General features: G+C 34.4%; 27 protein-coding genes, 1 pseudogene and 2 riboswitches. Of the genes and pseudogenes, 11 read left to right on the top strand and 17 right to left on the bottom strand.

Annotated features, from left to right (window positions below; translation table 11 throughout):
• Positions 1–131: 131 nt before the first annotated feature.
• A riboswitch (cobalamin riboswitch) is annotated at positions 132–309 on the bottom strand.
• Between the two features lie 126 nt (positions 310–435).
• Positions 436–1,032 carry a dienelactone hydrolase family protein gene (locus PH210_RS04995; protein WP_289983514.1) on the bottom strand — a complete coding sequence of 199 codons (597 nt, stop codon included), beginning with the start codon at positions 1,030–1,032 and terminating at the stop codon, positions 436–438.
• Positions 1,033–1,409: 377 nt separating this feature from the next.
• On the opposite strand from PH210_RS04995, the gene PH210_RS04990 reads away from it, so the two are divergent.
• The 3 genes from PH210_RS04990 (at position 1,410) to PH210_RS04980 (ending at position 2,512) form a co-directional block, all read left to right on the top strand.
• Entirely contained in the window at positions 1,410–1,625 is a 216-nt protein-coding gene (locus tag PH210_RS04990; RefSeq protein WP_289983512.1) for a (4Fe-4S)-binding protein, read from the top strand.
• A gap of 31 nt (positions 1,626–1,656) precedes the next feature.
• Positions 1,657–1,947 carry a GNAT family N-acetyltransferase gene (locus PH210_RS04985; protein ID WP_289983510.1) on the top strand — a complete coding sequence of 97 codons (291 nt, stop codon included), beginning with the start codon at positions 1,657–1,659 and terminating at the stop codon, positions 1,945–1,947.
• A gap of 397 nt (positions 1,948–2,344) precedes the next feature.
• Entirely contained in the window at positions 2,345–2,512 is a 168-nt protein-coding gene (locus PH210_RS04980; RefSeq protein WP_289983509.1) for a hypothetical protein, read from the top strand.
• 416 nt (positions 2,513–2,928) lie between these two features.
• Here the strand turns inward: PH210_RS04980 and PH210_RS04975 are convergent, their stop codons facing one another.
• A complete protein-coding gene (locus tag PH210_RS04975) occupies positions 2,929–3,426 on the bottom strand; it encodes a DinB family protein (RefSeq protein WP_289983508.1) in 498 nt (165 codons plus the stop codon).
• Positions 3,427–3,732: 306 nt separating this feature from the next.
• Positions 3,733–4,353 (bottom strand): FMN-binding negative transcriptional regulator, encoded by a 621-nt coding sequence (locus PH210_RS04970; protein WP_289983507.1) that lies wholly within the window; start codon positions 4,351–4,353, stop codon positions 3,733–3,735.
• A gap of 198 nt (positions 4,354–4,551) precedes the next feature.
• On the opposite strand from PH210_RS04970, the gene PH210_RS04965 reads away from it, so the two are divergent.
• On the top strand, positions 4,552–5,196 hold the full coding sequence (locus PH210_RS04965; RefSeq protein WP_289983506.1) for a YczE/YyaS/YitT family protein: 645 nt from the start codon (positions 4,552–4,554) through the stop codon (positions 5,194–5,196).
• A gap of 385 nt (positions 5,197–5,581) precedes the next feature.
• On the opposite strand, the gene PH210_RS04955 is transcribed toward PH210_RS04965, so the two are convergent.
• A complete protein-coding gene (locus PH210_RS04955) occupies positions 5,582–5,767 on the bottom strand; it encodes a DUF2187 family protein (RefSeq protein ID WP_289983504.1) in 186 nt (61 codons plus the stop codon).
• A 157-nt stretch (positions 5,768–5,924) separates the two neighbouring features.
• Between PH210_RS04955 and PH210_RS04950 the strand changes: the two genes are divergently transcribed.
• On the top strand, positions 5,925–6,116 hold the full coding sequence (locus PH210_RS04950; protein WP_289983502.1) for a DUF2187 family protein: 192 nt from the start codon (positions 5,925–5,927) through the stop codon (positions 6,114–6,116).
• 137 nt (positions 6,117–6,253) lie between these two features.
• Here PH210_RS04950 and PH210_RS04945 read toward each other — a convergent pair whose 3' ends face one another.
• The 9 genes and pseudogenes from PH210_RS04945 to PH210_RS04905 all read right to left on the bottom strand — a co-directional run bounded on the left by PH210_RS04945 (position 6,254) and on the right by PH210_RS04905 (position 10,916).
• Positions 6,254–6,691, bottom strand: a complete 438-nt coding sequence (locus tag PH210_RS04945) for a GNAT family N-acetyltransferase (RefSeq protein ID WP_289983501.1) — start codon at positions 6,689–6,691, stop codon at positions 6,254–6,256.
• 96 nt (positions 6,692–6,787) lie between these two features.
• Complete coding sequence (locus tag PH210_RS04940; protein WP_289983499.1) at positions 6,788–7,225, bottom strand: VOC family protein; 438 nt, start codon at positions 7,223–7,225, stop codon at positions 6,788–6,790.
• 393 nt (positions 7,226–7,618) lie between these two features.
• Positions 7,619–8,389, bottom strand: a complete 771-nt coding sequence (locus PH210_RS04935; protein ID WP_289983497.1) for an SDR family NAD(P)-dependent oxidoreductase — start codon at positions 8,387–8,389, stop codon at positions 7,619–7,621.
• 368 nt (positions 8,390–8,757) lie between these two features.
• Positions 8,758–8,910 carry a hypothetical protein gene (locus PH210_RS04930; protein ID WP_289983495.1) on the bottom strand — a complete coding sequence of 51 codons (153 nt, stop codon included), beginning with the start codon at positions 8,908–8,910 and terminating at the stop codon, positions 8,758–8,760.
• Between the two features lie 76 nt (positions 8,911–8,986).
• Positions 8,987–9,094: pseudogene (locus PH210_RS04925) on the bottom strand (DUF3231 family protein); the annotation flags it as partial.
• A 104-nt stretch (positions 9,095–9,198) separates the two neighbouring features.
• Entirely contained in the window at positions 9,199–9,810 is a 612-nt protein-coding gene (locus PH210_RS04920; RefSeq protein ID WP_289983492.1) for a LysE family translocator, read from the bottom strand.
• A 145-nt stretch (positions 9,811–9,955) separates the two neighbouring features.
• Entirely contained in the window at positions 9,956–10,486 is a 531-nt protein-coding gene (locus PH210_RS04915; RefSeq protein WP_289983784.1) for a GNAT family N-acetyltransferase, read from the bottom strand.
• 144 nt (positions 10,487–10,630) lie between these two features.
• Complete coding sequence (locus PH210_RS04910) at positions 10,631–10,771, bottom strand: YjcZ family sporulation protein (RefSeq protein WP_223587558.1); 141 nt, start codon at positions 10,769–10,771, stop codon at positions 10,631–10,633.
• Positions 10,772–10,805: 34 nt separating this feature from the next.
• On the bottom strand, positions 10,806–10,916 hold the full coding sequence (locus tag PH210_RS04905; RefSeq protein ID WP_289983490.1) for a YjcZ family sporulation protein: 111 nt from the start codon (positions 10,914–10,916) through the stop codon (positions 10,806–10,808).
• A gap of 393 nt (positions 10,917–11,309) precedes the next feature.
• On the opposite strand from PH210_RS04905, the gene PH210_RS04900 reads away from it, so the two are divergent.
• A complete protein-coding gene (locus PH210_RS04900; protein WP_289983488.1) occupies positions 11,310–11,777 on the top strand; it encodes a low molecular weight protein-tyrosine-phosphatase in 468 nt (155 codons plus the stop codon).
• A gap of 195 nt (positions 11,778–11,972) precedes the next feature.
• Here the strand turns inward: PH210_RS04900 and PH210_RS04895 are convergent, their stop codons facing one another.
• Positions 11,973–12,431 (bottom strand): GNAT family N-acetyltransferase, encoded by a 459-nt coding sequence (locus PH210_RS04895; protein WP_289983487.1) that lies wholly within the window; start codon positions 12,429–12,431, stop codon positions 11,973–11,975.
• Positions 12,432–12,594: 163 nt separating this feature from the next.
• Here PH210_RS04895 and PH210_RS04890 point away from each other — a divergent pair, with 163 nt between their 5' ends.
• The gene (locus PH210_RS04890; protein ID WP_289983781.1) at positions 12,595–12,957 is read left to right on the top strand and encodes a VOC family protein; all 363 of its coding nucleotides are present in this window, start codon (positions 12,595–12,597) and stop codon (positions 12,955–12,957) included.
• 761 nt (positions 12,958–13,718) lie between these two features.
• On the opposite strand, the gene PH210_RS04885 is transcribed toward PH210_RS04890, so the two are convergent.
• A complete protein-coding gene (locus tag PH210_RS04885; protein ID WP_289983486.1) occupies positions 13,719–14,069 on the bottom strand; it encodes a VOC family protein in 351 nt (116 codons plus the stop codon).
• Positions 14,070–14,263: 194 nt separating this feature from the next.
• Positions 14,264–14,364, top strand: a riboswitch (SAM riboswitch).
• An 81-nt stretch (positions 14,365–14,445) separates the two neighbouring features.
• On the opposite strand from PH210_RS04885, the gene PH210_RS04880 reads away from it, so the two are divergent.
• Both PH210_RS04880 and PH210_RS04875 read left to right on the top strand, forming a co-directional pair.
• Entirely contained in the window at positions 14,446–15,573 is a 1,128-nt protein-coding gene (locus PH210_RS04880; RefSeq protein ID WP_289983485.1) for a 5-methyltetrahydropteroyltriglutamate--homocysteine S-methyltransferase, read from the top strand.
• 456 nt (positions 15,574–16,029) lie between these two features.
• Positions 16,030–16,980, top strand: coding sequence for an LGFP repeat-containing protein (locus PH210_RS04875; protein ID WP_289983484.1), 951 nt, complete (start codon positions 16,030–16,032; stop codon positions 16,978–16,980).
• A gap of 107 nt (positions 16,981–17,087) precedes the next feature.
• Here the strand turns inward: PH210_RS04875 and PH210_RS04870 are convergent, their stop codons facing one another.
• Positions 17,088–17,678: a molybdopterin-dependent oxidoreductase gene (locus PH210_RS04870; protein ID WP_289983482.1), complete on the bottom strand. Its 591-nt coding sequence runs from the start codon at positions 17,676–17,678 to the stop codon at positions 17,088–17,090.
• Positions 17,679–17,998: 320 nt separating this feature from the next.
• Here PH210_RS04870 and PH210_RS04865 point away from each other — a divergent pair, with 320 nt between their 5' ends.
• Together PH210_RS04865 and PH210_RS04860 are read left to right on the top strand one after the other, a co-directional pair.
• The gene (locus tag PH210_RS04865) at positions 17,999–18,766 is read left to right on the top strand and encodes a hypothetical protein (RefSeq protein WP_289983481.1); all 768 of its coding nucleotides are present in this window, start codon (positions 17,999–18,001) and stop codon (positions 18,764–18,766) included.
• 14 nt (positions 18,767–18,780) lie between these two features.
• Positions 18,781–19,236 (top strand): hypothetical protein, encoded by a 456-nt coding sequence (locus PH210_RS04860; protein WP_289983479.1) that lies wholly within the window; start codon positions 18,781–18,783, stop codon positions 19,234–19,236.
• Positions 19,237–19,387: 151 nt separating this feature from the next.
• Here PH210_RS04860 and PH210_RS04855 read toward each other — a convergent pair whose 3' ends face one another.
• On the bottom strand, positions 19,388–20,497 hold the full coding sequence (locus tag PH210_RS04855) for a GerAB/ArcD/ProY family transporter (protein ID WP_289983477.1): 1,110 nt from the start codon (positions 20,495–20,497) through the stop codon (positions 19,388–19,390).
• Positions 20,498–20,511 lie beyond the last annotated feature (14 nt).

Genomic DNA, 20,511 nt, shown 5'->3' with positions numbered 1-20,511 from the left:
CCTCCAAATAAAAAATGCCTGCACTCCTTTTAAAAGGAATACAGGCATGTGAAATGGCAGTATAAAAAAGCATACTGAAACACAAAAACAATAGGTATAATTGTCTCGCCTATACTTCTCCCTCCGAAAAGCAAGTGTCGTTTAAATAAGCAGGTTTCCTGACTTAAGCTTCAGTTTACTCTTGCACCTTCCCGATTTCTCAGTGGTATAGCAATTTCATCAGCTCTTACAGTAGCGGGGGCTGTACTAGATTTTCACTAGTTTCCCTATTACCTCACATATGTGAGCACTTATTTAAAGTATTTATTAAATTTTTTTATAAATATATCATATAATCTCGAAAGTTAACAAACTATTTTTTTGAAAATTTTATGTTTAGCAGACCTTTATTAAACTCGAGTACCCCGTTAGATGAATAAAAACCATGTTTATTAATCAATTTTTCTTTATGAAGTTTAGCATTTTATTGAAAGCGAATTGGGATGATTTTTCATTAAATTTTGTAGAGTATGGGTCACTAAATCCGTGTTCTCCAAAACATTTATATATCTCTATATTATTCTTTTTATCTAAATTTGATATTAACTCATCCACACTAAAGGAGTGTTCCTCTTGAGGAAAGAATAAAATTGTAGGACATAGTGGTACTATTTGCGTGAAATTCCTAATTCTTGAACCATAGTATCCCACAACCCCATCAAGGCACTCTTCCTCACTACACAACCAAGCAACAGTTGCCCCAACACTAAATCCAATAATATATATTTTTTGATATTTATTTTTTACACCTAATAATAAATTCTTTAATTTATGTTCAGCATCAGAGAACCCTACATTCTCCATAAAATTGAGATAGGCATTCTCCTCTTCAGAATATTCAAATGGCCGTTCTCGGTCTAATAAGTTCGGACAGATCACATCAAAATCCTGTTTGGATAATAGCTCACAAAAATTCTTTATATGTTGATTAATGCCATAGATTTCGTGTATTACAATAACCAAATTAATTGATTTTTTCAGTACCTGAAGCATTTTTATCCCCCCTTAAAAGTGATTCTACCATAGGATATCAAAATATTTAGAGGAACACTATGTATCATTTATGATGTTTTAATTAGATGGAAAAACAACTACTATAAAAGTTTAACAAATCACACTTCATTATATTAAAATGTTAAGGAATCTCTCAAACTTATTTTCACCTATTACAAGAATCCTGCCCTTTACTGTTTATCTTTCTGTGGAATAAAATCCAAATTATAATAACTTCACTACATCTACATTATTTTATTTTTAAAAACCAAGTCTCAAATTGGAGATTCCTCATAACATAAAGTACTATTAAATTAATATTGTTTTTCAAAAATTTATCATGTTGCCCCAAGTGGCTCGTTTGTTAGGAGGATATTATGAGCGAAAATATTAAAACTTATGAAGCAGAAGGTATCAAAGTATATTGGGAACCCAATATTTGCGAACATGCAGCAGAATGTGTAAAGGGTTTGCCAAGTGTATTCAATACCCAGAAAAGACCTTGGATATCACCAGAGAATGCAACAGCTGAAAAAATCATGGAAGTGATTGATCGATGTCCAAGCAGAGCACTTACTTATGAGCAAAAATAAACAGAAGTAAAAAAGTTAGGAGAATGAGGAAATGACTGAAATTAAAATGGGCAAGAATGAATTCTATATTGAGGAATCTAATGAAATTATTGCAAAAATTCAATTTATCCCAAGCGGAAAAGATGTAAATGGAAGAAATTTAATTATTGTAAGCCATACAGTTGTATACGAGGGACATAATGGTCGTGGATTAGGCAAAGAATTAGTAAACAAGATAGCTGAATATGCAAGAGATGAAAACTTATATATTGTTCCTGTTTGTCCTTACGCAAAAAGTGTTCTTGAAAGTAAGGAAGAATATCAAGGTGTACTAGCAAATTGATGACATTTTATTATATATGCGTTGTATGAGCTACACTTAACTGGACAAAAAAATAGGGTCCACTAAACTTATCAATAAATCAGGGCATACTACTAATTAAATTCGGAACGCTGATGACTAAAACTTCGGAAAGCATGAACATACTTAGCTATTAACTAAAAAAACAGGAAAGTCCACCCTTGGTGAACCTTCCAAGTAAATACTATTATTCTAACACAATGTTAAACGGCAAGTCCTTCCTTTGCCATATTGTTGTTCTTCATCTTACAGGTTCAATTTAAAATATCGTATTTTCTTCATCTGTTTAACATCTTTATGTCAATTTTTGTGGCTAAATTTACTTTGTAGTTTTTAACCAGAACTATATAATTAAGGTATTAACGAGAGGAGAATAAAAATGAAACAAGTTGCTCTCCATCAAATGCATAAAGAACATAATAAACGAATAGCAGAATTTCATATGAACCACGAAATGAAAATACAGCTTGGTGAAAATGGAAACGGTTTATTGGCTAAATGGGAAAGATTTTTTTATAACAATGTCATTTCCCCTCTTAAAAAATAAAATACTTACTAATTGAACTGTCATCATAGTACAGTTCTTTTTTTTCGCAATTTGAGACAAAAATACGCATTAAACAAAAAGCAAAAGCTCCTGCTCCTTCCAACACTAAACTGCCGCGTTCCTTCAATAAGCAAAAAGCGATCTTTAGTTATTGAAGCATCGCACCATTTACTTTAAGTACAGGATTTCACAATCTTTTTTTTACACCTCATTAAACTCAATCCCTAAATGTATTGTACATGCAAAAAGACGCCTTCTTTTTTAGAAAAGCGCCCGACTGTTGAACAATGAAATATGCGAAAGATCGCTCTGCAAATACTACGAAAATCACCCGCTTCACCATAGAGAATGAAAAGGGCTACACTGTCAATACTGCTTCTACGGCTTGGCGAGGAATGTCACTGAATTATGGTGGTTTAGGACCAATCAACGCCACCCCAAGAGGATTGCAACTTTCGCAACAGAACAATTTGGCCGAGATGATACGTATCGTGCATCATGATATTACTGAGTAAACGCTCAATAGAGTACCTGTTAGCTGCATACGGAGCTTTTAACTTTTCATCTTCAAGGTCTGCAATGACCGTTTTTAATTTATTCATGACTTCATTAAGGCGCTGCACTGTCTGGGCCCACCCAATTTCGTCTTCTGGATTCCCCGGATTTCCAAAGGTTTCTTCATTGTCTTCTGCCTTATGCGGATTCTCTGTGCCCTTAATTCGATGGATTACGTCTTCATTCCAAAATATCAAGTGGTTGACAATCTGCCAAATCGAATTGCTGTTTCCCGAACTTGTCCATGCTGCCTCAGCTGCGACGACTCCATGAAGCGCCTGATTTATGGATGCAAACCACTCATTCTCATAGCAATGCATGTCGAGTTGTTCTAAAAACATTTTGGCTATAACTTGCATAAAACCAATCTCCTCACTGTATAGTGTAATCCTTCAAAGTTAAAAGTGATGGCATAAAATCACCTTCATTTTCGACTGTCGGGCATATAACGAAAAAAACTACTCTCAATAGAAATACTCCAATCATTTATTTTGAGAATACAAAAAAAACAAGATTACTATGGTTTATTCCACTTATCCAGTTTTTATTCCTTCATCATAACAGTACAGATGCATTGCCTTTATGACTTTTAAAAGGCTAACAAAAGTACATCCTTTACATACTTAAAAGATGATTCCAAGATGACAGCCGATTCCATTCTTCTATTATTCCATCTTTAATCTCTTTTCCATCAATTCTGCCATTTGTTTTGAATTTGGATTTCCTTCATTTCGTAATTTATTAATAATGTTATTATAATCCGTTTCATTTCGGTTTTGACTTAATTTATAGGCAGCCTGAATTTCTCCCACCTTAATCTTAAATCCAACTATCCCTTTCAGTTCACTTTCTATGAGCTGTTTTGAAAGTTTATCCCATAAAACCGGATTTTCACGATTTTCTTCATATTTTTCCAGCATAATTGTTAATTCTTCGATTAATTCGTCTTTTTCTAAAATGATTGCTTGACCATATACATGGACGGCTTGATAATTCCATGTTGGAACCTCTTCATGCCCATACCAAGAAGAAGAAATGTAAGCGTGTGGTCCCTGAAACATGATCAGCACATCTTCACAGGCTTCAAATGTTCTCCACTGAGGATTTCCATAAGCCATATGCCCAGTAAGAAAGTAATCATCACCTTTCTGAGTTAATCTCAAAGGTAAATGAGTGGCAATTGGTTTCCCTTGTAATGTTGTAACTACCGTGCCAAAAGAGTTTTTTTGAACAAAATCCCAAATTTCCTCAACATCTTTGACCTTATAATATTTAGGAATATACATCTTAATCCACCTTTCAAAATAGTTATATAAATCATTTTTTCAATTTACAAAAGATAAACCTTTTTCCTTTCTCGGTTAGAATTTTCTACCTACCTAGCACAGATTATTGTTGCAATTGCAATAATAATAGTATATGTTAAATTTAATCTATCTTTGTTGCATTTGCAACAAAAAATAATGTTAAAGGAGTCCAATAAAGTGAAATATGTTATTTATGTAGTAGGAATTTTCATATTAACTCTTGGTATTTCATTCACAATACAATCAGACCTTGGAACTTCACCCTTTGATGCGCTTTTGGTAGGTCTGTCCCAAAATTTGGGGCTTACGGTGGGGAGTTGGGAAATCATCTTAGCTTTTATATTGGTCGGGTTTAATTCATTATTAAAGAGACAAAAACCTGAAGTTTTGGGGTTGTTAACAGCCTTTATAACGGGTATTGGTATTGATATGTGGCTGTTTTTATTGACCAATTTGATAACACCTGAACTATGGTACAGCAAAGTTGTTTATTTTGGTATCGGCTTAGTTGTTATAGGGGTTGGAACCGCAACCTATTTGCACACAAACTTTGCACCGATTCCAATTGACCGCTTAACATTAATCATACAAGAATTAACTAGAACCACTCTATTTTTTTCAAGAACATTGATTTACCTTGTATTCATGATCTTGGCATTGATTTTAAATGGACCCATTGGCGTTGGGACTTTATTAACCGTTTGTTTAGGGGGGCTAATACTGAATTTCTTTATGCCGGTTGCTGAAAAAGTATTAGACCGCGTATTAACACACTCAAGTACATCATCATATCAAGATAAAGATAAAAACCATTCAATATAGGATGGTTTTTGTTATTCTTATTCCATTAAACTCACGTTAATCCAATAAAAAAAGCAGCCAAGAATGCCGCTTTTCTTCAACTTTTTGCCCCACATAAACGTTTCATAAAGGCTGGTTATTTAAATTTATGATTTTAAAAACTGTCTGTTCAGCTGACTGAAGTGCCCCTTCAAGATGGCCACTACATTGTGAATTCGTCTCTGTACCAGCAAAAATAATTTTCTTTTCCCATACACCTTCTACTCTTGGTTGTCTATAGTTCTGGTAATTCTTAAAAGGACTTAAGTCTTCCTCAACAGTCGTTTCAAAATCGCTGGCCCAATCTATTAAAAAAAAGGACTGCCGAAAACAGTCCTTTTTGTTGCCCTATTCAACGTATATTTTCTCACAAAGCTGCCTTATTAATTTTATAATTTTTATGATTGACTATGGTTGTAAGTGGTTCGTCCTTTTCTTTATTGTATCCGTACTTAACAATAACAGAATTTTCTCTAACACCAGTAACCATTCCTTCATGGCTTTTCCCTTCACGCTTAAATAAAATATTGTCCCCGACTTTAGCCGTTGCCATTTTATCACCTCAAACTTATTATTTTCAGCAAAGATAAAAAAATGCAAGATTTTACAATCCTACGTTGTTTTTCACCGTATTTTTACTCTTCATTACAATAAAGGGTTGCAATTTAAGGGAATTTTCTGTAAATTATAGTTAAAAAGGGTGAGACAACGTGAATTTTGCAGAGATAAATGATCAGATCCGATCTAAAAAAGGAATTATCGGGATTGTGGAAAAGGTATATGAAAACTCCGTAATGATTAAAATACATATAAATCCTACGGATATTTTTTATGAAAATAATGTAACCGTTATCAATCATAAGAACTACGAAGTTATAAAAAAAGCAGTATTACAATTATAAAACTATCCTGGGTATTACTTTACATTTATTTAAGTGCCAATAAGTTAACCTTTTCAGTTGGTTCAACATAAAAAAATGACCGCCGCAGCGGTCATTTTCCTTAAGAAGAGCACCCGTTAATGAATTAAGTTAGTTTCTTATAACTGCAAACTCATAGTAATTGTCCTAATGCTGAATCCCAATTTTTCATATAATTTAATTGCATGATTCCCTGCAAATGCACTTAGACGGATTTCTGAATATCCACCTTGTTTTAATTGGTCAATTCCTGCTCTCATTAACAGTTTGGAAATCCCATTCCCTCTAAATTCTTCTAAAACAAATAGTTCGTAAATAAATCCATTCATCCTATCAGTAAATTGGTCTTTGCTAGCCCCAATAAGAATCCATCCCATTAATTGATCGTTTTCTGTTGCTATTAAATAATAGCTTCCCTTTTCCAAAAGTGGTTTAACTAGTTGGTCAATTTTTTCTTTCGTAGGTTCTACTTCACCTAATGTGCCATCAAAAACAGCTTGTGGCGAAAGAAATAATACCTTTTTTAGTTCAAAATCATTCGGTTTTCTAATATCCATTAATTGAATCAGTCCTTTAATTTCCTTTTATTCAGTTTACAAACTAAAAAAATAGAAAGTAACGAAGAGTCGTACTTTCATTTTAATTAACATTACTTATTTGATTTCCTCAGCCAACTCCAAAATAATTCCCTCTGGACCACGAACGTAGCATAATTTATAACTTTCTTCATATTGCTGTATCTTACTAAAGATTTCCGTACCCTTCTTTTTCAATTTGGCAACAACAGCTTCAATATCTTCAACAGTAAATGCAATATGTCGGATACCGAGTGTATTTGCAAAGGTTTGCTGAATACCATTTTCATCTGACGGAGTATAAAATTTGATTAGCTCTAACCATGTCTGACCGTCAGGCGTTCCCAATCCTACACACGCTACTTTAACGTCATTAAGCCCAGCTGCATACCCCATCAACTCTCCTTCCATTTCCCATTCGCCTTTCACTTCAAGTCCAAAATCGAAAAAAAACTCTTTAGCAGCAGAGAGATCATTTACGATTACACCCACATGATCTATTCTTTGGATCTTCAAATTTCATACCTCCTATGTTCCTGTTATTTTGCAATATACTGTATTCTGTATTCAAGTTCTAGTATTAACAAAGGGAAGATTAATCTATTATCACCATTATAGAATCAACTACGCAATGTATTGGAAGGATTTTGCCTTAAATTTAACTCTAGCTAAAAAGATCCTATAATTTAAGTGGATATCTTCACCATCTCTTTTACAATCTAACATAATTCAATCCCATAAATGTGTTTGTTTTGAAAATGACTCATGACAAAAAGACGCCTTCTTTTATTAAAGAACCGCGCCCTTATGTAATAGCTAAAATATGACTCATGGGTTTATTTATATTATTTTATTCAGAAAAAATCCTCTTAAGTTTCGCTGCCATCACAGTTTATGTTAAGTATAAACTTATAACGCTCCCATACCGCCGTCAACTCTATACTGAACTCCTGTGATAAAGGCACTTTCGTCAGAAGCAAGGAATACTACCAGATTTGAAATGTCTTCTGATTCTCCATAGCGACCTAACGGAATGGCTTTTGCTAAATCTGCTTTTACTGCTTCAGGATTTCCAGGTGCAAAGCCTTCTTCCAAGGAACGCATCATTCTGGTATTTACAGGTGACGGATGAATGGAATTTACACGAACTTGATAAGGAGCTACCTCTACTGCACATGCTTTTGTTAAGCCTACTACGGCATGTTTAGAAGTAATATAAGGTGTTACGTTTGGACTACCATGCAATCCAGCAACGGAAGAAGTGTTTATAACACTACCATGTCCTTGTTTCTTCATTACAGCTAAAACATGTTTCAAGCCCAAGAATACTCCACGAACATTAACTGAAAGGACTTTATCAAAGTCTTCTACTTTTTGTTCTGTAATCGGGGCTACTTTTCCTTCAATTCCAGCATTGTTAAAGAACACATCAATTTTCCCAAAATGGTCAACCGTTTTCTGTACATAATTTTGAACATCTTCTTCTTTTGATACGTCAGCTCGAACGACTATTACTTCGCCATATGGATCTAATTCTTCTTTTGTTTTGTCCAGAGATTCCTGGAATAAATCAACTAAAACTACTTTTGCTCCTTCTTCCAAGAAACGTTTCGCTGTTACTTTACCGATGCCGCCTGCTCCACCTGTAATTATTGCAACTTTTCCTGATAGTCTTTCCATAGTGTAACCTCCATCATTTAATTAAAATATTCTGAATTAAATGTAATTATAAATCCACTATAAAAATTTATCAAAGAAAACGCTTTCTCTGTACCTTTCACTTTTTAATAAAGTTAAATATCTGTTTTATTAAATTATATGCAACTATTCTGACTCTATTTCTGAGCAGAGGTTATGCTAGTCTTCTCTACAAAACCGTCTCGTTACTTGAATGAGAAAAAGCGCCCCCTCTTTATTGAAGTAACATCCGGATAATTTAAATGAAAACCTTCACTATATTTAACAGAGCTAAAAAGGCAAACACATAATGTGCTCGCCTTTTTAGTAACAATGTGGAATTAAATATAATACTTCGGGATACTTAATGCTTATGCGACAGGTTGCATTCTTAATATTGAAGACTTTTTTAAAAGCAAAGAGTCTATTAAATCATTCAATCTATCGTTAAAGTTGTTCATTAAGAATGCTGCCTTAATAAATAAGGTAATTAAATCTGACAATAAGCGAATAAGTTTTTTCAAAATATATCCCCCCACATTGAAGCTTAGTGTTAAAAAAATAACACTAGTCTTATTATTCGTTTTAAAATAAAATTTATTAATTATTATTAATGATTTGAACCCGATCCTCCATTTGTGGCGGTTCTTCAAACCAACCGTTTTTAATCTTAATTTTAATTCCTTCATCAGCATAGAAGTATATATCCTTTGCGGACCTCTTTTATCTTTGAACATTGAGCAAATCCTATGTTGCCTAAATGAAATTTTTATTGCATTTGGAATGGTGTTCTTTTCATCTTCAACTCCCGCTTAGCGTAATAAACCCCAAAACGAGTATAATCCAAATAAAAAAATGATAATACCCGATAATCGGTTAATCCATATTAAAGTTTGTTTTTTAAGAGCTTCCTTGAAAAGCCCTACAATAAAACAGAGTATAAGCCACCAAATTCCTGAACCAATAAATACACCCAAAACCAAAGTGACCACTGATCCTTCGTTAGCTTGAGTGAGCCCCAATCCTGAAAAGATGCCAACAAAAGATAATATCGTCATAGGGTTTGTCAAAGTAAGGAGAAAAACTGAAAAATAATCCCCAAATAAATGCTGACCTTGTACTCGTGCAGGGTTTTCTGATGCCTTAGATATTGCAATTTTTATTCCTAAATAACATAGGAATATTCCCCCTGCTAAATGAAACCAAAACTGGTATCCTATAAAAAATTTTGTAATAAAGGTTAAGCCAAGCCCTGCAATAAGCCCATAAACGGCATCGGCACTTGCTGCCCCAACCCCTGACACAATCCCATATATTCTCCCCTGACTTAATGTTCTTTTAATAACTAGGACACCAATAGGTCCTACAGGTGCAGCAATAGAAAAACCAATAACTAAACCTTTCAAAAAAACAAGAATCTCCATAGGTGGGTATCCTTCCAAATAAAATATCTATCATTTATTGTAGTGTAACAATATGTTACGCTATCTTGCTTTGAAGCACAAAAAAATAGCTGCCTTCAATTGCAGCTCGATCTTTAACATATTCAACCGTTGATTAATAAATAATTCATTTATGATATTCAATCATCCAACAATCCTGATATTCCCCTTCGTGGAGTTCATGATTCGGGAGTATTTTAACTTTTTTAAAACCACATTTCTCATAGCATTTTATGTCCCTCGTATTTCTTGTTTGAGGGTCCATAACCACTCTGTCAGCTTTATAATAATTAATTAAGAATTTAACCATAGATGTAACAATTAATGTTCCAATGCCTTTATTCCTGAACTCTCCTTCACCAATAAATTGGTCCGTGCCGAAAATTTTCCCGTCAGTATAACCATATTCTTTTTTTACCTCATCATCTAATTGATAATATTGTATGTAACCTATTTCGATTCCCTCGTATTCAACAATACAGCCAGTAACACCATCCCTTCGGTTATAAAACTTTGCATTAACCCGGTATATATTAAAAGGATTGTTTCTCCCTTCATAAAATTCAAGAACTGATGGATCTGAAAGCCATTTTGCTAACAAATATTTATCCTTTTCCTCTAATTTACGGACCTTTAAACCATCACTTTTGAATAAGATATTAATCCCTACTCTCCCTTGAATGATTATTTAGATAATTCGTTTTATTTTGTTTAAATCCTCCAAATCTATCTAAAGCCAGATAAAAAAGCCCAAAGAACCAAGGGCTTTTAATGTGAATAAAATTATGTTGGTTGCTTCTTTTTAATAAAAGATAGTTGCTCCAATGATAATTAATAAAATGAACAAGACAACGATTAAGGCAAAACCTCCGCCATAACCAAAGCCGCCACCGTAACCGAAGCCGCCACAGCCACAGCCGCCGAATCCTCCATATCCGAACATAAATTTTTCACTCCTTTAAATGATTATTATTTCATTAATAAAAGCCGCCGAATCCTCCGCCCATAAAGGACGCTCCTATAATAATAAGAAGGATAAACAATACAACGACTAATGCGAAACCTCCACCAGCTCCTACACCGTCCATTTAAAAACCTCCTTTACATCTATTCCATACAAAATATGACTAAATCTTAAAGGTGTCAGGGCTTTAGCGAAATACAAAAGCCCAATCTCTACAATGGGATGAATTACTGTTTTCGAGTCACCCTACTCATTTTTTGAGTGGGGTTATTTGTTTTTCTAAAAAAATAAAAAAACAGACTCAAAAAAATAGTCTGTCCATATATGGTATTTTATTTAACTCCCAGTCTAAAAATTACCACTCGCGCCGTTCCATATTTCTTTTTTGTACATACTTTGTAATTACGAATTAAAAGGTTGCACTGTGAACACCAGTCCATCCACTATTTTAAAATACATAATTCATCTCAAAAAAAGACAATTAAAAAAAAGAGATAAATTAAAAGGGGATATGTACATGATCAACGTTTTATTTGTATGCTTTGGGAATATTTGCCGTTCACCGATGGCTGAAGCTCTGTTTCGTCACTTAGTCAAAAAAGAAAAATTGACAAACAAAATTGCAGTTGATTCTGCTGCAACCAGTTCATGGCAAATCGGCTTCCCTCCGCACGAAGGAACACTTAATATTCTGAAGAAATACAATATCTCTTCTGCTGGGCTTGTTGGACGCCGACTAAAGAAAGAAGACTTTTCGAAATTTGACTATATTATCGGAATGGACAAAAACAACATAAAAAATATTTATAGGATAACCGAAAAGCCTAATCATCCAAAGATCATTAGGCTGCTCGACCTGACCAAATACAGGAAAGATATCCCCGATCCATTTTATACAGGTGATTTTGAAGAAACCTTTCGTCTTGTTTCAGCTGGCTGCAGGGTATTACTTAATAAAATACACAGCGAAAAAAACTTAGGTTAATCGAATAAGAGAATGCTGCCATAATGACAGCTAATCTTCATCTCTAGCACCTGTTAATTAAAAAAACTGCCTAATAAAATAAGTAAATTAACAAAAAATAATTTAATTTTCTTTCCCCCTAATGTTCTTTTCCAGCACCGCAGCCATACAATTAATAACTTAACCTGCACCTTTAGCTTAATAAGAGCTGCCGTTTCAATTTATTTTTTTGGATTTCCATTCATATTGAATATCAGGTAAATTTTCCTCATTTTCGTGTCCTCTACCAATGATTTTAAATCCATTCTTTTCATAAAATCGTTGTGCGTTTTCATTTACTTCAAATGTATATAATGTTAATCTCCCACATGATTGTTCTTTTACCTTATCAAGTAATGTTTGACCTATACCGATTCCTTGATAATCATTATGAATATATAGTTGGCTTATCTCCCTTTCATTATAGGCGATCATTCCAACTACTTTTTCATCCATTAACGCTAAATCGATTTGGTACTGTCCTGGCAATACATTATTTAAAAAATTTATATAATTTTCAAAGCTATGAATTTCTTTCTGACCAATAGCCCGTTCCTTACTATCACGCCACATTCCCACTGTCTGTTTTGCATACTTAGGATTATACGGAATTATTATGAATTTGTGTTGTTTCACTACAATACCTCCTTATGATTTATTCAATGTTTCTTTAAGAAGTTTAGATTTTGCACCCTTTACATATATAAAGTGAATTTTCGCTATTGGAACAGTCAAATTTAGACTATTATATAATAGTAAGATTCATACTATTTACCGTTTGGAGGAATGCATTGTGAAAATGGAACATGTGGGGATTATGGTTAATGACATGGACGAGTCTTTAGAATTCTATCAAAAGATCCTCGGTTTGGAATTAAGAAATAGAGAATGGTTAACTGACACTGTTGAGCTTGCATTTTTATTTTTTCCAGAGCACCCGAGTGTAGAGGTTGAACTTGTCTATGGCGGCCCTGTTGAAAACGAAGGAATCGTTAACCACTTGGCCTTTACAGTTGAAAACATTGAAGATGAACTCGTGCGTTTAAAAAAAGCAGGTGTCAAATTAGTAGATGAAGAACCTCGAAGTATTTTAAATAATACAGTTAAAATTGCCTTTTTCCAAGGGCCCAATGGTGAGAAGTTAGAACTGGTAGAAAGATGAGTGTATATAGCAATAGGGGAGCGAAAAAGAGGGATATTTTTAATCGCCAAAGTGATTAAGTGAGTGGCATGCCGCTCTCTTTTTTATTGATAAAATTTGTTTATTCACCTCATTCGTCTTTAGTTAAATTTTTTAATAACTTGTGGTGTTTATGCAGTTTATGGATAATATAGCTGAATTGGAATACTGAGAATACTTGAATATAGTTGGCTAGGTCGCTTAATCCAATGACTTTTAGCATGATAGCTATTACTACTATGGTAATCCAAAACTCTAGTGACTTTATATAGCCTATCACAGAATCTCCCCTTTCCGTAATTAATTTTTATAACTAAAAATTGACCTGAGAGTAAAGGTGCCATTACATTAAAGAATTTATCTATCACTATAGTTAATGAAAAAAATTCTCTTATTGAAAGGGACAAGTTATTTAGTCATCCGTAAATTTTTTTCTTAATGATATTCATTCCTACTCCGACTAAACCGCCCGTAAAAATTAAGTGTATTTCTTCACAAATCTTTGCACCAAAGATAATAATTAGGCGATCATTCCAACTACTTTGTCATCAATTAACGCTTAATCTATTTGATATTGTCCTGGTAATACCATTTAATAAATTTATATGATTTTCAAAACTATGAATTTCTTCCTGACCAATAGCCCATTCCCCTTTATTATCCTGCCCCGTTCGTCGAACAAAAAAAGGATCGCCGAGGCAATCCCTGTTCTTTAACTGTTGCACTCCTTATCGAAAACACGGTTAACACTTGCACACCATTAAATGATTTCCATCAGGATCTTTAAATTTAAACCAATGGTTATGCTCAACACCAGTTGTTAATTCGACATTTTTACCCCTCATAAACTCATATGCTTGTTCAATATTGTTAGTATTTAAATGAAAAGGCGGCGTTTTGAAAATATTCTCCTCTGAATAAATTTTGCTATCTAAAACCATTCCCGTTCCATTCATAGGAATAATATATAAATGACCATATAATATCTCACCATTTGCTGGTAACCCTAATATGTCACAATACCAATTACGTGCTTCCTTCACATTACTTACAGGGATAAAAATGGTTCCAATTTGATTTGATATAGGGTTCATTAAATACCTCCAAAATGAATTTCTTATACATAGATTAATTCGCTACAAGTCAAATTTTCCCTTCGTCCTCCATAAAACGACCGATGTTATCCCCTATTATTCTATTTGCTGTGTGAAATTAAAAAGTTAGGATGAAATTATTGACAGAATTGCTAAACAAGTGTAATTTTATTGTTAATTAAATATTACTACTATTCTTATCTAGAGAGGTGGAGGGACTGGCCCTTTGAAGCCTCGGCAGCAGACATCTATTTGTACTGTGCCAATTCCAGTAGCGAATGCTAGAAGATAAGAGGAGAACCCGTTATGTACATACGCCCTCTTCTTATTTGTAAGAAGAGGGTTTTGCATTTTAAAAGAAAGAAGGAAATTATTCATGACTAAAGTACTTATAAAAGCACCATTCAAAGCGGACCATGTTGGCAGTTTTCTTAGAACAGAGGCGATTAAAGAAGCAAGAAAGTCTTTTTCAAATGGGACGATCGATGAAGAAGCTCTAAAGGCTGTAGAGGACCAAGAAATTGAGAAACTCGTACAAAAACAGATCGAAACAGGCCTAAAATCCATTACGGATGGCGAATTCAGACGGTCATGGTGGCACTTGGATTTTTTAGCTGGTTTAAATGGAGTCGAATTCTTTGAAAGTGAATATGTTAGCCACTTCCAAGGTGCAAAGACAAGAAATAATGCCATTAAAGTAGTCGGAAAAATAGAATTTGATCAGCATTATATGATCGAACACTTCAAGTTCTTAAAGCAAGCTGTTGATAAGTTTGGAGATGGCAGTCAAGTTGCGAAATTTTCCATTCCCAGCCCGAATATGCTATTTACAAGAATTCAAGGCGATGACTATTATCAAGGAAACCGTGAGCAGTTTTATCATGATACAGTAGCTGCTTACCAAAAGGCCATTCAGGCCTTCTATGATGCTGGCTGCCGTTACTTGCAATTTGATGATACGTCTTGGATTGATTTTATATCGGAAGATCGGATCGAAGCAGTCGTTGAAAAGCAGGGTATGGACGTACGAGATATCATCAAAACAAGAGTAAATTGTATTAATGAGGTCATTTCCGATAAGCCTGGGGATCTGTTGATTACAATGCATATCTGCCGTGGGAACTTCAGATCGACCTTTATTACAAGTGGTGGATATGAACATATTTCTGACGCGATTTTCGCTGATTTAAAAGTGGATGGTCTGTTCCTGGAATATGATGATCAACGTTCAGGGGATTTCGAACCATTAAAAAACTTCAAACGTGCAGATCAAGCTGTTGTACTAGGATTAATCACATCTAAATACCCGGAACTGGAAGACCCAGAAACTATTAAAGCGAGAATTAAAGAAGCAAGTCAATATATTCCTTTAGAAAACTTGGCATTAAGTCCTCAATGCGGATTTGCCAGCACAGAAGAAGGAAACCTTTTAACCGAAGACGAACAATGGAATAAAATAAAACACATCATTGAACTAGCAAAAAATGTATGGGGCTCCATCTAACTTTTTGATCTAATCATCATTTTATTGATTTCCTCCTTCTAATCATTCACCGGAAGGAGGATTTTTACCTTTCTAAAATCCTACCAAATCAAACATAAATAATAGAGTTGCTATTTAGCAATAGCCTAATTTAGTTATAGACAACCCTCATAACTACGTAAAACGAATATAGTATCAAGAAACGAAAGTGAATAAGGAGGGACAGTATTGTATTATCATCTATCTTCAACATTAAGTCCATGTCCAATGTATCATTTCAACCCACTTCTTAGAACCATATCAATTATCCCCTATTACTATCCTTATACACCATCTTACCCTCGTTCCTTTGAAGAAATGTGGCTATGTAATAACAATAACCTACAAAGAGGATTCTACTCCACACCGCAAATTATTGCTTACGAAAATACTGAAGCATTCCAACCCCATTGGGAATCGTTAAGGTGGTTCCCTCCAATGCATGATATGGAAGATCCCAAAGTTACTGCAAAAACAACCATTGAAAATAAATGGAAATCGTTAAATGGTGCTCCGGGTGCAGCTATTTCTTATGTGGAAGAGATAGAGACAGGATATCGAATCCGCTATCAGAATGGTGCTATTTATACGAAGAAAACAAAAGGACCTGCTTATTGGGTTTATGGTGCCATTAATGAGAAGTATCTTGCATTAGGCGGAGTCGAGAGCTGGCTTGGTTGGCCGGTTACTGATGAATTATCAATAAAATATGACGAAGGCAAAGTAATGCGTTTTGAGCATGGTGAGATCTATTGGTGGCCCGAGACAGGTGCTATTGAAATCGATCAAGTGGTGTTGACCTATAAAGGTATTCATTGCTTTGGTACGACTAGTGGACCTGGTTCTGACGAGGTTTATGCAACCATTAGCGTAGCAGCTCCTACTGGAAGAGACAATGAACCTGTAAATGTTTCAACATCCTTGACTAAACTTTACACAGGTGTTGACAAAGGTGAAAGTTTCTCGGATCATATAGAACTCTATCGTGGAAAACCATATGGTTTAAACGTAACATTTGTTTTAATAGAACACGATGAAGGAGATCCAAATAAGTATTATAAGATAGTCCATTCGACTGTTTCTACTGCTGCCGCAGCCGCAACTTCAGGAGTAGCAGCGTTAGGCGGTCCACTTGTCGGAGGAGCTGCAGCCTCTATTTTGAAAGCACTTGTAACACCTGTGGCAAAAGGGATAAACAGTCTACTTGGCACAGGTGATGACTTGATCGGTCAGTCCACAATTGTTCTCACATTGAAGGACCTCGTTCAGCTTTCGGCAAGACATAATGAATTCGTCCTTAAAAATCAAATCCCCTACAAGATCGAGACGCCGCCACTCACCGGTCAAGGTTCTTCCTTTAAAGGATATTTTAGTTTAAGCCGCGCATAAACTTTTTCGATTTTTTAGAAATCCTATAGAAAAATTCTTTTAAAAAAAGCAGCCCTCTCTTTATAACCGGGAAGGCTGCAAATGGATTATTCGTAGGGAAAACTGTACTAACGGTAGCGTTCTTCTTTAAATGGATTGGCTGTCATCGAATAGCCAAGCTCTTCCCAAAAACCGGCCTCGTCTCCTTTCATAAACTCAATCCCCGACACCCACTTAGAGCCTTTCCATAGATAAAATACTTCTGGTGGAATAAACCTTAATGGATAACCATGTTTTGGATCAATATCCTGCCAATCATGATTTTTATCTTTCCAACGATAGACAAACAGAGAATCGGCCCCTAATAAAGGCTCGAGCGGCAGATTTGCTGAATAACCAAACTTGTCTCCATTGTAATACCCGTAAATTTTAATATATTTTACATCTTCATTCATTTCGACAAATTTCAATAACTCTCTAAGTGCAATTCCTTCAAACGTTGTACCAAATTTAGACCAGGTGGTAACACAATGCATGTTAACTTTTGAAATTGTTTTTGGAAGCTCCATTATTTCTTTATAGGAAAAGAGCTTTTCTTCTTTTAGCTCTCCAAAAAGTCTAAAATTCCATGTGGTTTCATTGAACTCGGGAACATCCCCTACGTGCAGGATTGGCCATTTTTCCGTTTCAAATTGGCCTGGCGGAAGCTGCTGTTCCATCATACACCATCCTTTTTTCCACTTAATCGTTAATAAAATCAACGTGTTTCGTATAATATGCCATTTCCTATTTAGTTATTTACATACTCCGGCTTCTGTTAATAGAAGTATTCATCACCTGTTAGATTAAAACCAACAACTTGTGTCTTTTTTATCCACCAGAATCTTCTCCTTCCCTGTTACATATGAAGGAAATGACTGGATAAACTAAGAAGACAAACACAAAGATCTGTTATTAGTCTAAATACATAATAGCAATTATATCCCACAATATGGACATTATTAAAAAGTATGAGGATTATTCTATAAAAGAGGTACGAATGATGAATCGAATTCCTCCCTATCGAAGGCAAAGAGCCTATTTATCGCAATTTACAACTGGACAACTTCATTTGAAAAATCCGTGGGTCGTTGCCTTTTTTTCATTTTCATATCCGGGATTTGGACATTTATTGCAGCATAGATACGCAGCAGGGTTTCTTTTAATTTTATGGGAAACCTTTATTAATGGAGTTGCACATGTGAACCTTGGGATTTTGTATTCCTTATTGGGTGATTTTGATTCTGCAAAAGAAGTTATGAATCAACGATGGTTAATTCTTTACGTGGCCATATATATGTTTGGAATATGGGACGGTTATAGATCCACGGTGGATTTAAACAAACAATATTTATTAGCAGATAGAGAAGACGCTCCTATTTTGAATAAAAAAATGGGATCGTGGGACATGAACTACTTGGATAAACGTAAACCATTGGTAGCCTTAGCATGGTCCGTTTTATTTCCTGGTCTTGGTCACCTTTATATTCATAATGTTATTTCGGGATTTTTTATATTTCTCTATACAGTAGCAATCTGTTATTATGGTCATATTTTGTCTGCTATTCACTTATCAATGTTAGGTGATTTTGTAAAAGCTAAAGAGGTTATAAATATGCAATGGGCACTTTATTTTCCATCCATCTATTTTTTTATCATTTACGATGCCTATTCATCTACGATCGAGCTCAACAAATTGTTTGAAAAAGAAATGTCAAAATTCTTACGGAAGAAATACCAAAATATTCATTTTAAAACTCCCATTTGAAAGGGGTATAAACATTGTTAGTCATCGCTTCCTTTGAAAACTCGATTTTTATAGAGCTGGCCCTTTCGGAACTGGAACAAAATGATATTTCAAAGGAAAGGATACTGGCTGCCCCTCTAGATAAAAGAAGTGAGCAAAGGAAACTATTTGATACCATTCATAGGGCAGATGGCTTAAGTCTATTTGATGCAGCAGCCATACTTGGTACATGTTTGATGCTCTTAGGAGCCATATATGGTTATATTTTAAAATGGGGTCCAATTATATGGGGTATAATTGGTGCTGTTAGTGGTTTGCTTTTAGGGTTTCTTATAAAAATGATGTTAATTAAAAAAAATAAACTCGGAGTCAAAAATATTACATCTGAAATTGTTTTAATGATTCGCTGTGAAGAACATGAATACAAAACCGTTGAAAAAATCTTATGGGATAATCAGGCTCTCGGACTAACAAGAATAAAGAATATGTAGAATTTGTTTAACTGAAACCAGCCATTATTTTGGCTTATGGAGATTTTTCATTAAACAGGATTTTACCAATAAAAGAAAAGGGTATCGAGTTTAAACTCAGATACCCTTTTCCCTTTAATTATAATCATTTAAATTTATTAGTTTATTGAAACTAATCAATTCCAACACTCTTGGCTTTTTTAAAGGCTTGAATGATGAGAAAAAAAATAAACAATATTGGTATATACATATATAGAAAGCTTGATGAGACAATTGTTATAAAAGTTCCTATTTCCTCGACATCCATTTTACTTTTGACATTAGTAACCATGAAATGAACGATAATAATGGATATCCATAATGACATTCTAGGTTTAAATTTAAACGATTCTTTCAAAACTCGAATCGCCCCCCACAATGCCATACAACAAGGGGGAAGAATCACTAAGAGCCATAAAAAAATATAGATATATTCAAACCTTTCGATAAATGGAAAGCGGATAATTTTTGACATCATGAGGGTTGGCCAAGTAACATGTTCAAGCTGCCCATGACTAAAATAAACAAATGAGATGACTGTAATAAATAAATATAAAATGGTTGTATACGCTTGTGAAATATGGGCCCATTTTTGAGAAATTTGATTATTTTTAATGAAAGGAAAATAAATAAGTAAAAATTCCGGTCCTGAGTACATAAGAATACTTTCTTTTGCTGATACAATATAGTCACTTAAGCTGTGATTAAAAACGGGTAATAAATTCGTCCAGTAAGCATATTTGATTTGGAAATATAGCGTAAACAGAAGGAGCGAAGGGATTATCATCCCCCAAAAACAAATACCGGTAATAACCCTAAAGCCTCCGACAACTAAATAGGAAATCACAATAATCATAGTAAGTGATAAAAACCAAATGGGGGTGAAAGGAAAAACCCAAGTCACCAATACTGATAAATAGGACCTAATAATTGTTGAAACAATTAAAAGCATATATCCATAAAAAAAAATATTTAATACGTTTCCTAGCCATCTCCCAAATAATTGTTGATGTAAAGACATAATATCTCCATTATTTGATTTCTTTAATAAGAAATACAGCAGCCAAATAATGAGATGAATACTGATTCCGACTAATAAAACTGAAACCCATGCATCCTGTTCTGCTCCCTTTATGATTTTACTTTGAAAATTCAACAAGCCTACACCGGTTTGGGTACTGTGAATCAGAAAAAACAAAAAAAAGGGAGATACTGTCAAGCTTGCATTTAATTGTTTACTCACGCTCAATCACCTTT

Source organism: Paenibacillus sp. BSR1-1, from assembly GCF_030403775.1.
GTDB lineage: Bacteria > Bacillota > Bacilli > Bacillales > Cytobacillaceae > Neobacillus.
Note: the sequence above shows the minus strand (reverse complement) of the source record. Positions and strands in the feature narration are given on the sequence as shown.

Excerpts from the sequence above, each read along its gene's own strand:
- PH210_RS04880 (WP_289983485.1), top strand. The coding sequence starts at position 14,446 with ATGACTAAAGTACTTATAAAAGCACCATTCAAAGCGGACCATGTTGGC.
- PH210_RS04900 (WP_289983488.1), top strand. The coding sequence starts at position 11,310 with ATGATCAACGTTTTATTTGTATGCTTTGGGAATATTTGCCGTTCACCG.
- PH210_RS04975 (WP_289983508.1), bottom strand. The coding sequence starts at position 3,426 with ATGCAAGTTATAGCCAAAATGTTTTTAGAACAACTCGACATGCATTGC.
- PH210_RS04945 (WP_289983501.1), bottom strand. The coding sequence starts at position 6,691 with ATGGATATTAGAAAACCGAATGATTTTGAACTAAAAAAGGTATTATTT.
- PH210_RS04885 (WP_289983486.1), bottom strand. The coding sequence starts at position 14,069 with ATGAACCCTATATCAAATCAAATTGGAACCATTTTTATCCCTGTAAGT.
- PH210_RS04875 (WP_289983484.1), top strand. The coding sequence starts at position 16,030 with ATGCATGATATGGAAGATCCCAAAGTTACTGCAAAAACAACCATTGAA.
- PH210_RS04865 (WP_289983481.1), top strand. The coding sequence starts at position 17,999 with ATGATGAATCGAATTCCTCCCTATCGAAGGCAAAGAGCCTATTTATCG.
- PH210_RS04995 (WP_289983514.1), bottom strand. The coding sequence starts at position 1,032 with ATGCTTCAGGTACTGAAAAAATCAATTAATTTGGTTATTGTAATACAC.
- PH210_RS04980 (WP_289983509.1), top strand. The coding sequence starts at position 2,345 with ATGAAACAAGTTGCTCTCCATCAAATGCATAAAGAACATAATAAACGA.
- PH210_RS04985 (WP_289983510.1), top strand. The coding sequence starts at position 1,657 with ATGACTGAAATTAAAATGGGCAAGAATGAATTCTATATTGAGGAATCT.
- PH210_RS04870 (WP_289983482.1), bottom strand. The coding sequence starts at position 17,678 with ATGGAACAGCAGCTTCCGCCAGGCCAATTTGAAACGGAAAAATGGCCA.
- PH210_RS04970 (WP_289983507.1), bottom strand. The coding sequence starts at position 4,353 with ATGTATATTCCTAAATATTATAAGGTCAAAGATGTTGAGGAAATTTGG.
- PH210_RS04905 (WP_289983490.1), bottom strand. The coding sequence starts at position 10,916 with ATGGACGGTGTAGGAGCTGGTGGAGGTTTCGCATTAGTCGTTGTATTG.
- PH210_RS04920 (WP_289983492.1), bottom strand. The coding sequence starts at position 9,810 with ATGGAGATTCTTGTTTTTTTGAAAGGTTTAGTTATTGGTTTTTCTATT.
- PH210_RS04935 (WP_289983497.1), bottom strand. The coding sequence starts at position 8,389 with ATGGAAAGACTATCAGGAAAAGTTGCAATAATTACAGGTGGAGCAGGC.
- PH210_RS04955 (WP_289983504.1), bottom strand. The coding sequence starts at position 5,767 with ATGGCAACGGCTAAAGTCGGGGACAATATTTTATTTAAGCGTGAAGGG.
- PH210_RS04890 (WP_289983781.1), top strand. The coding sequence starts at position 12,595 with ATGGAACATGTGGGGATTATGGTTAATGACATGGACGAGTCTTTAGAA.
- PH210_RS04990 (WP_289983512.1), top strand. The coding sequence starts at position 1,410 with ATGAGCGAAAATATTAAAACTTATGAAGCAGAAGGTATCAAAGTATAT.
- PH210_RS04910 (WP_223587558.1), bottom strand. The coding sequence starts at position 10,771 with ATGTTCGGATATGGAGGATTCGGCGGCTGTGGCTGTGGCGGCTTCGGT.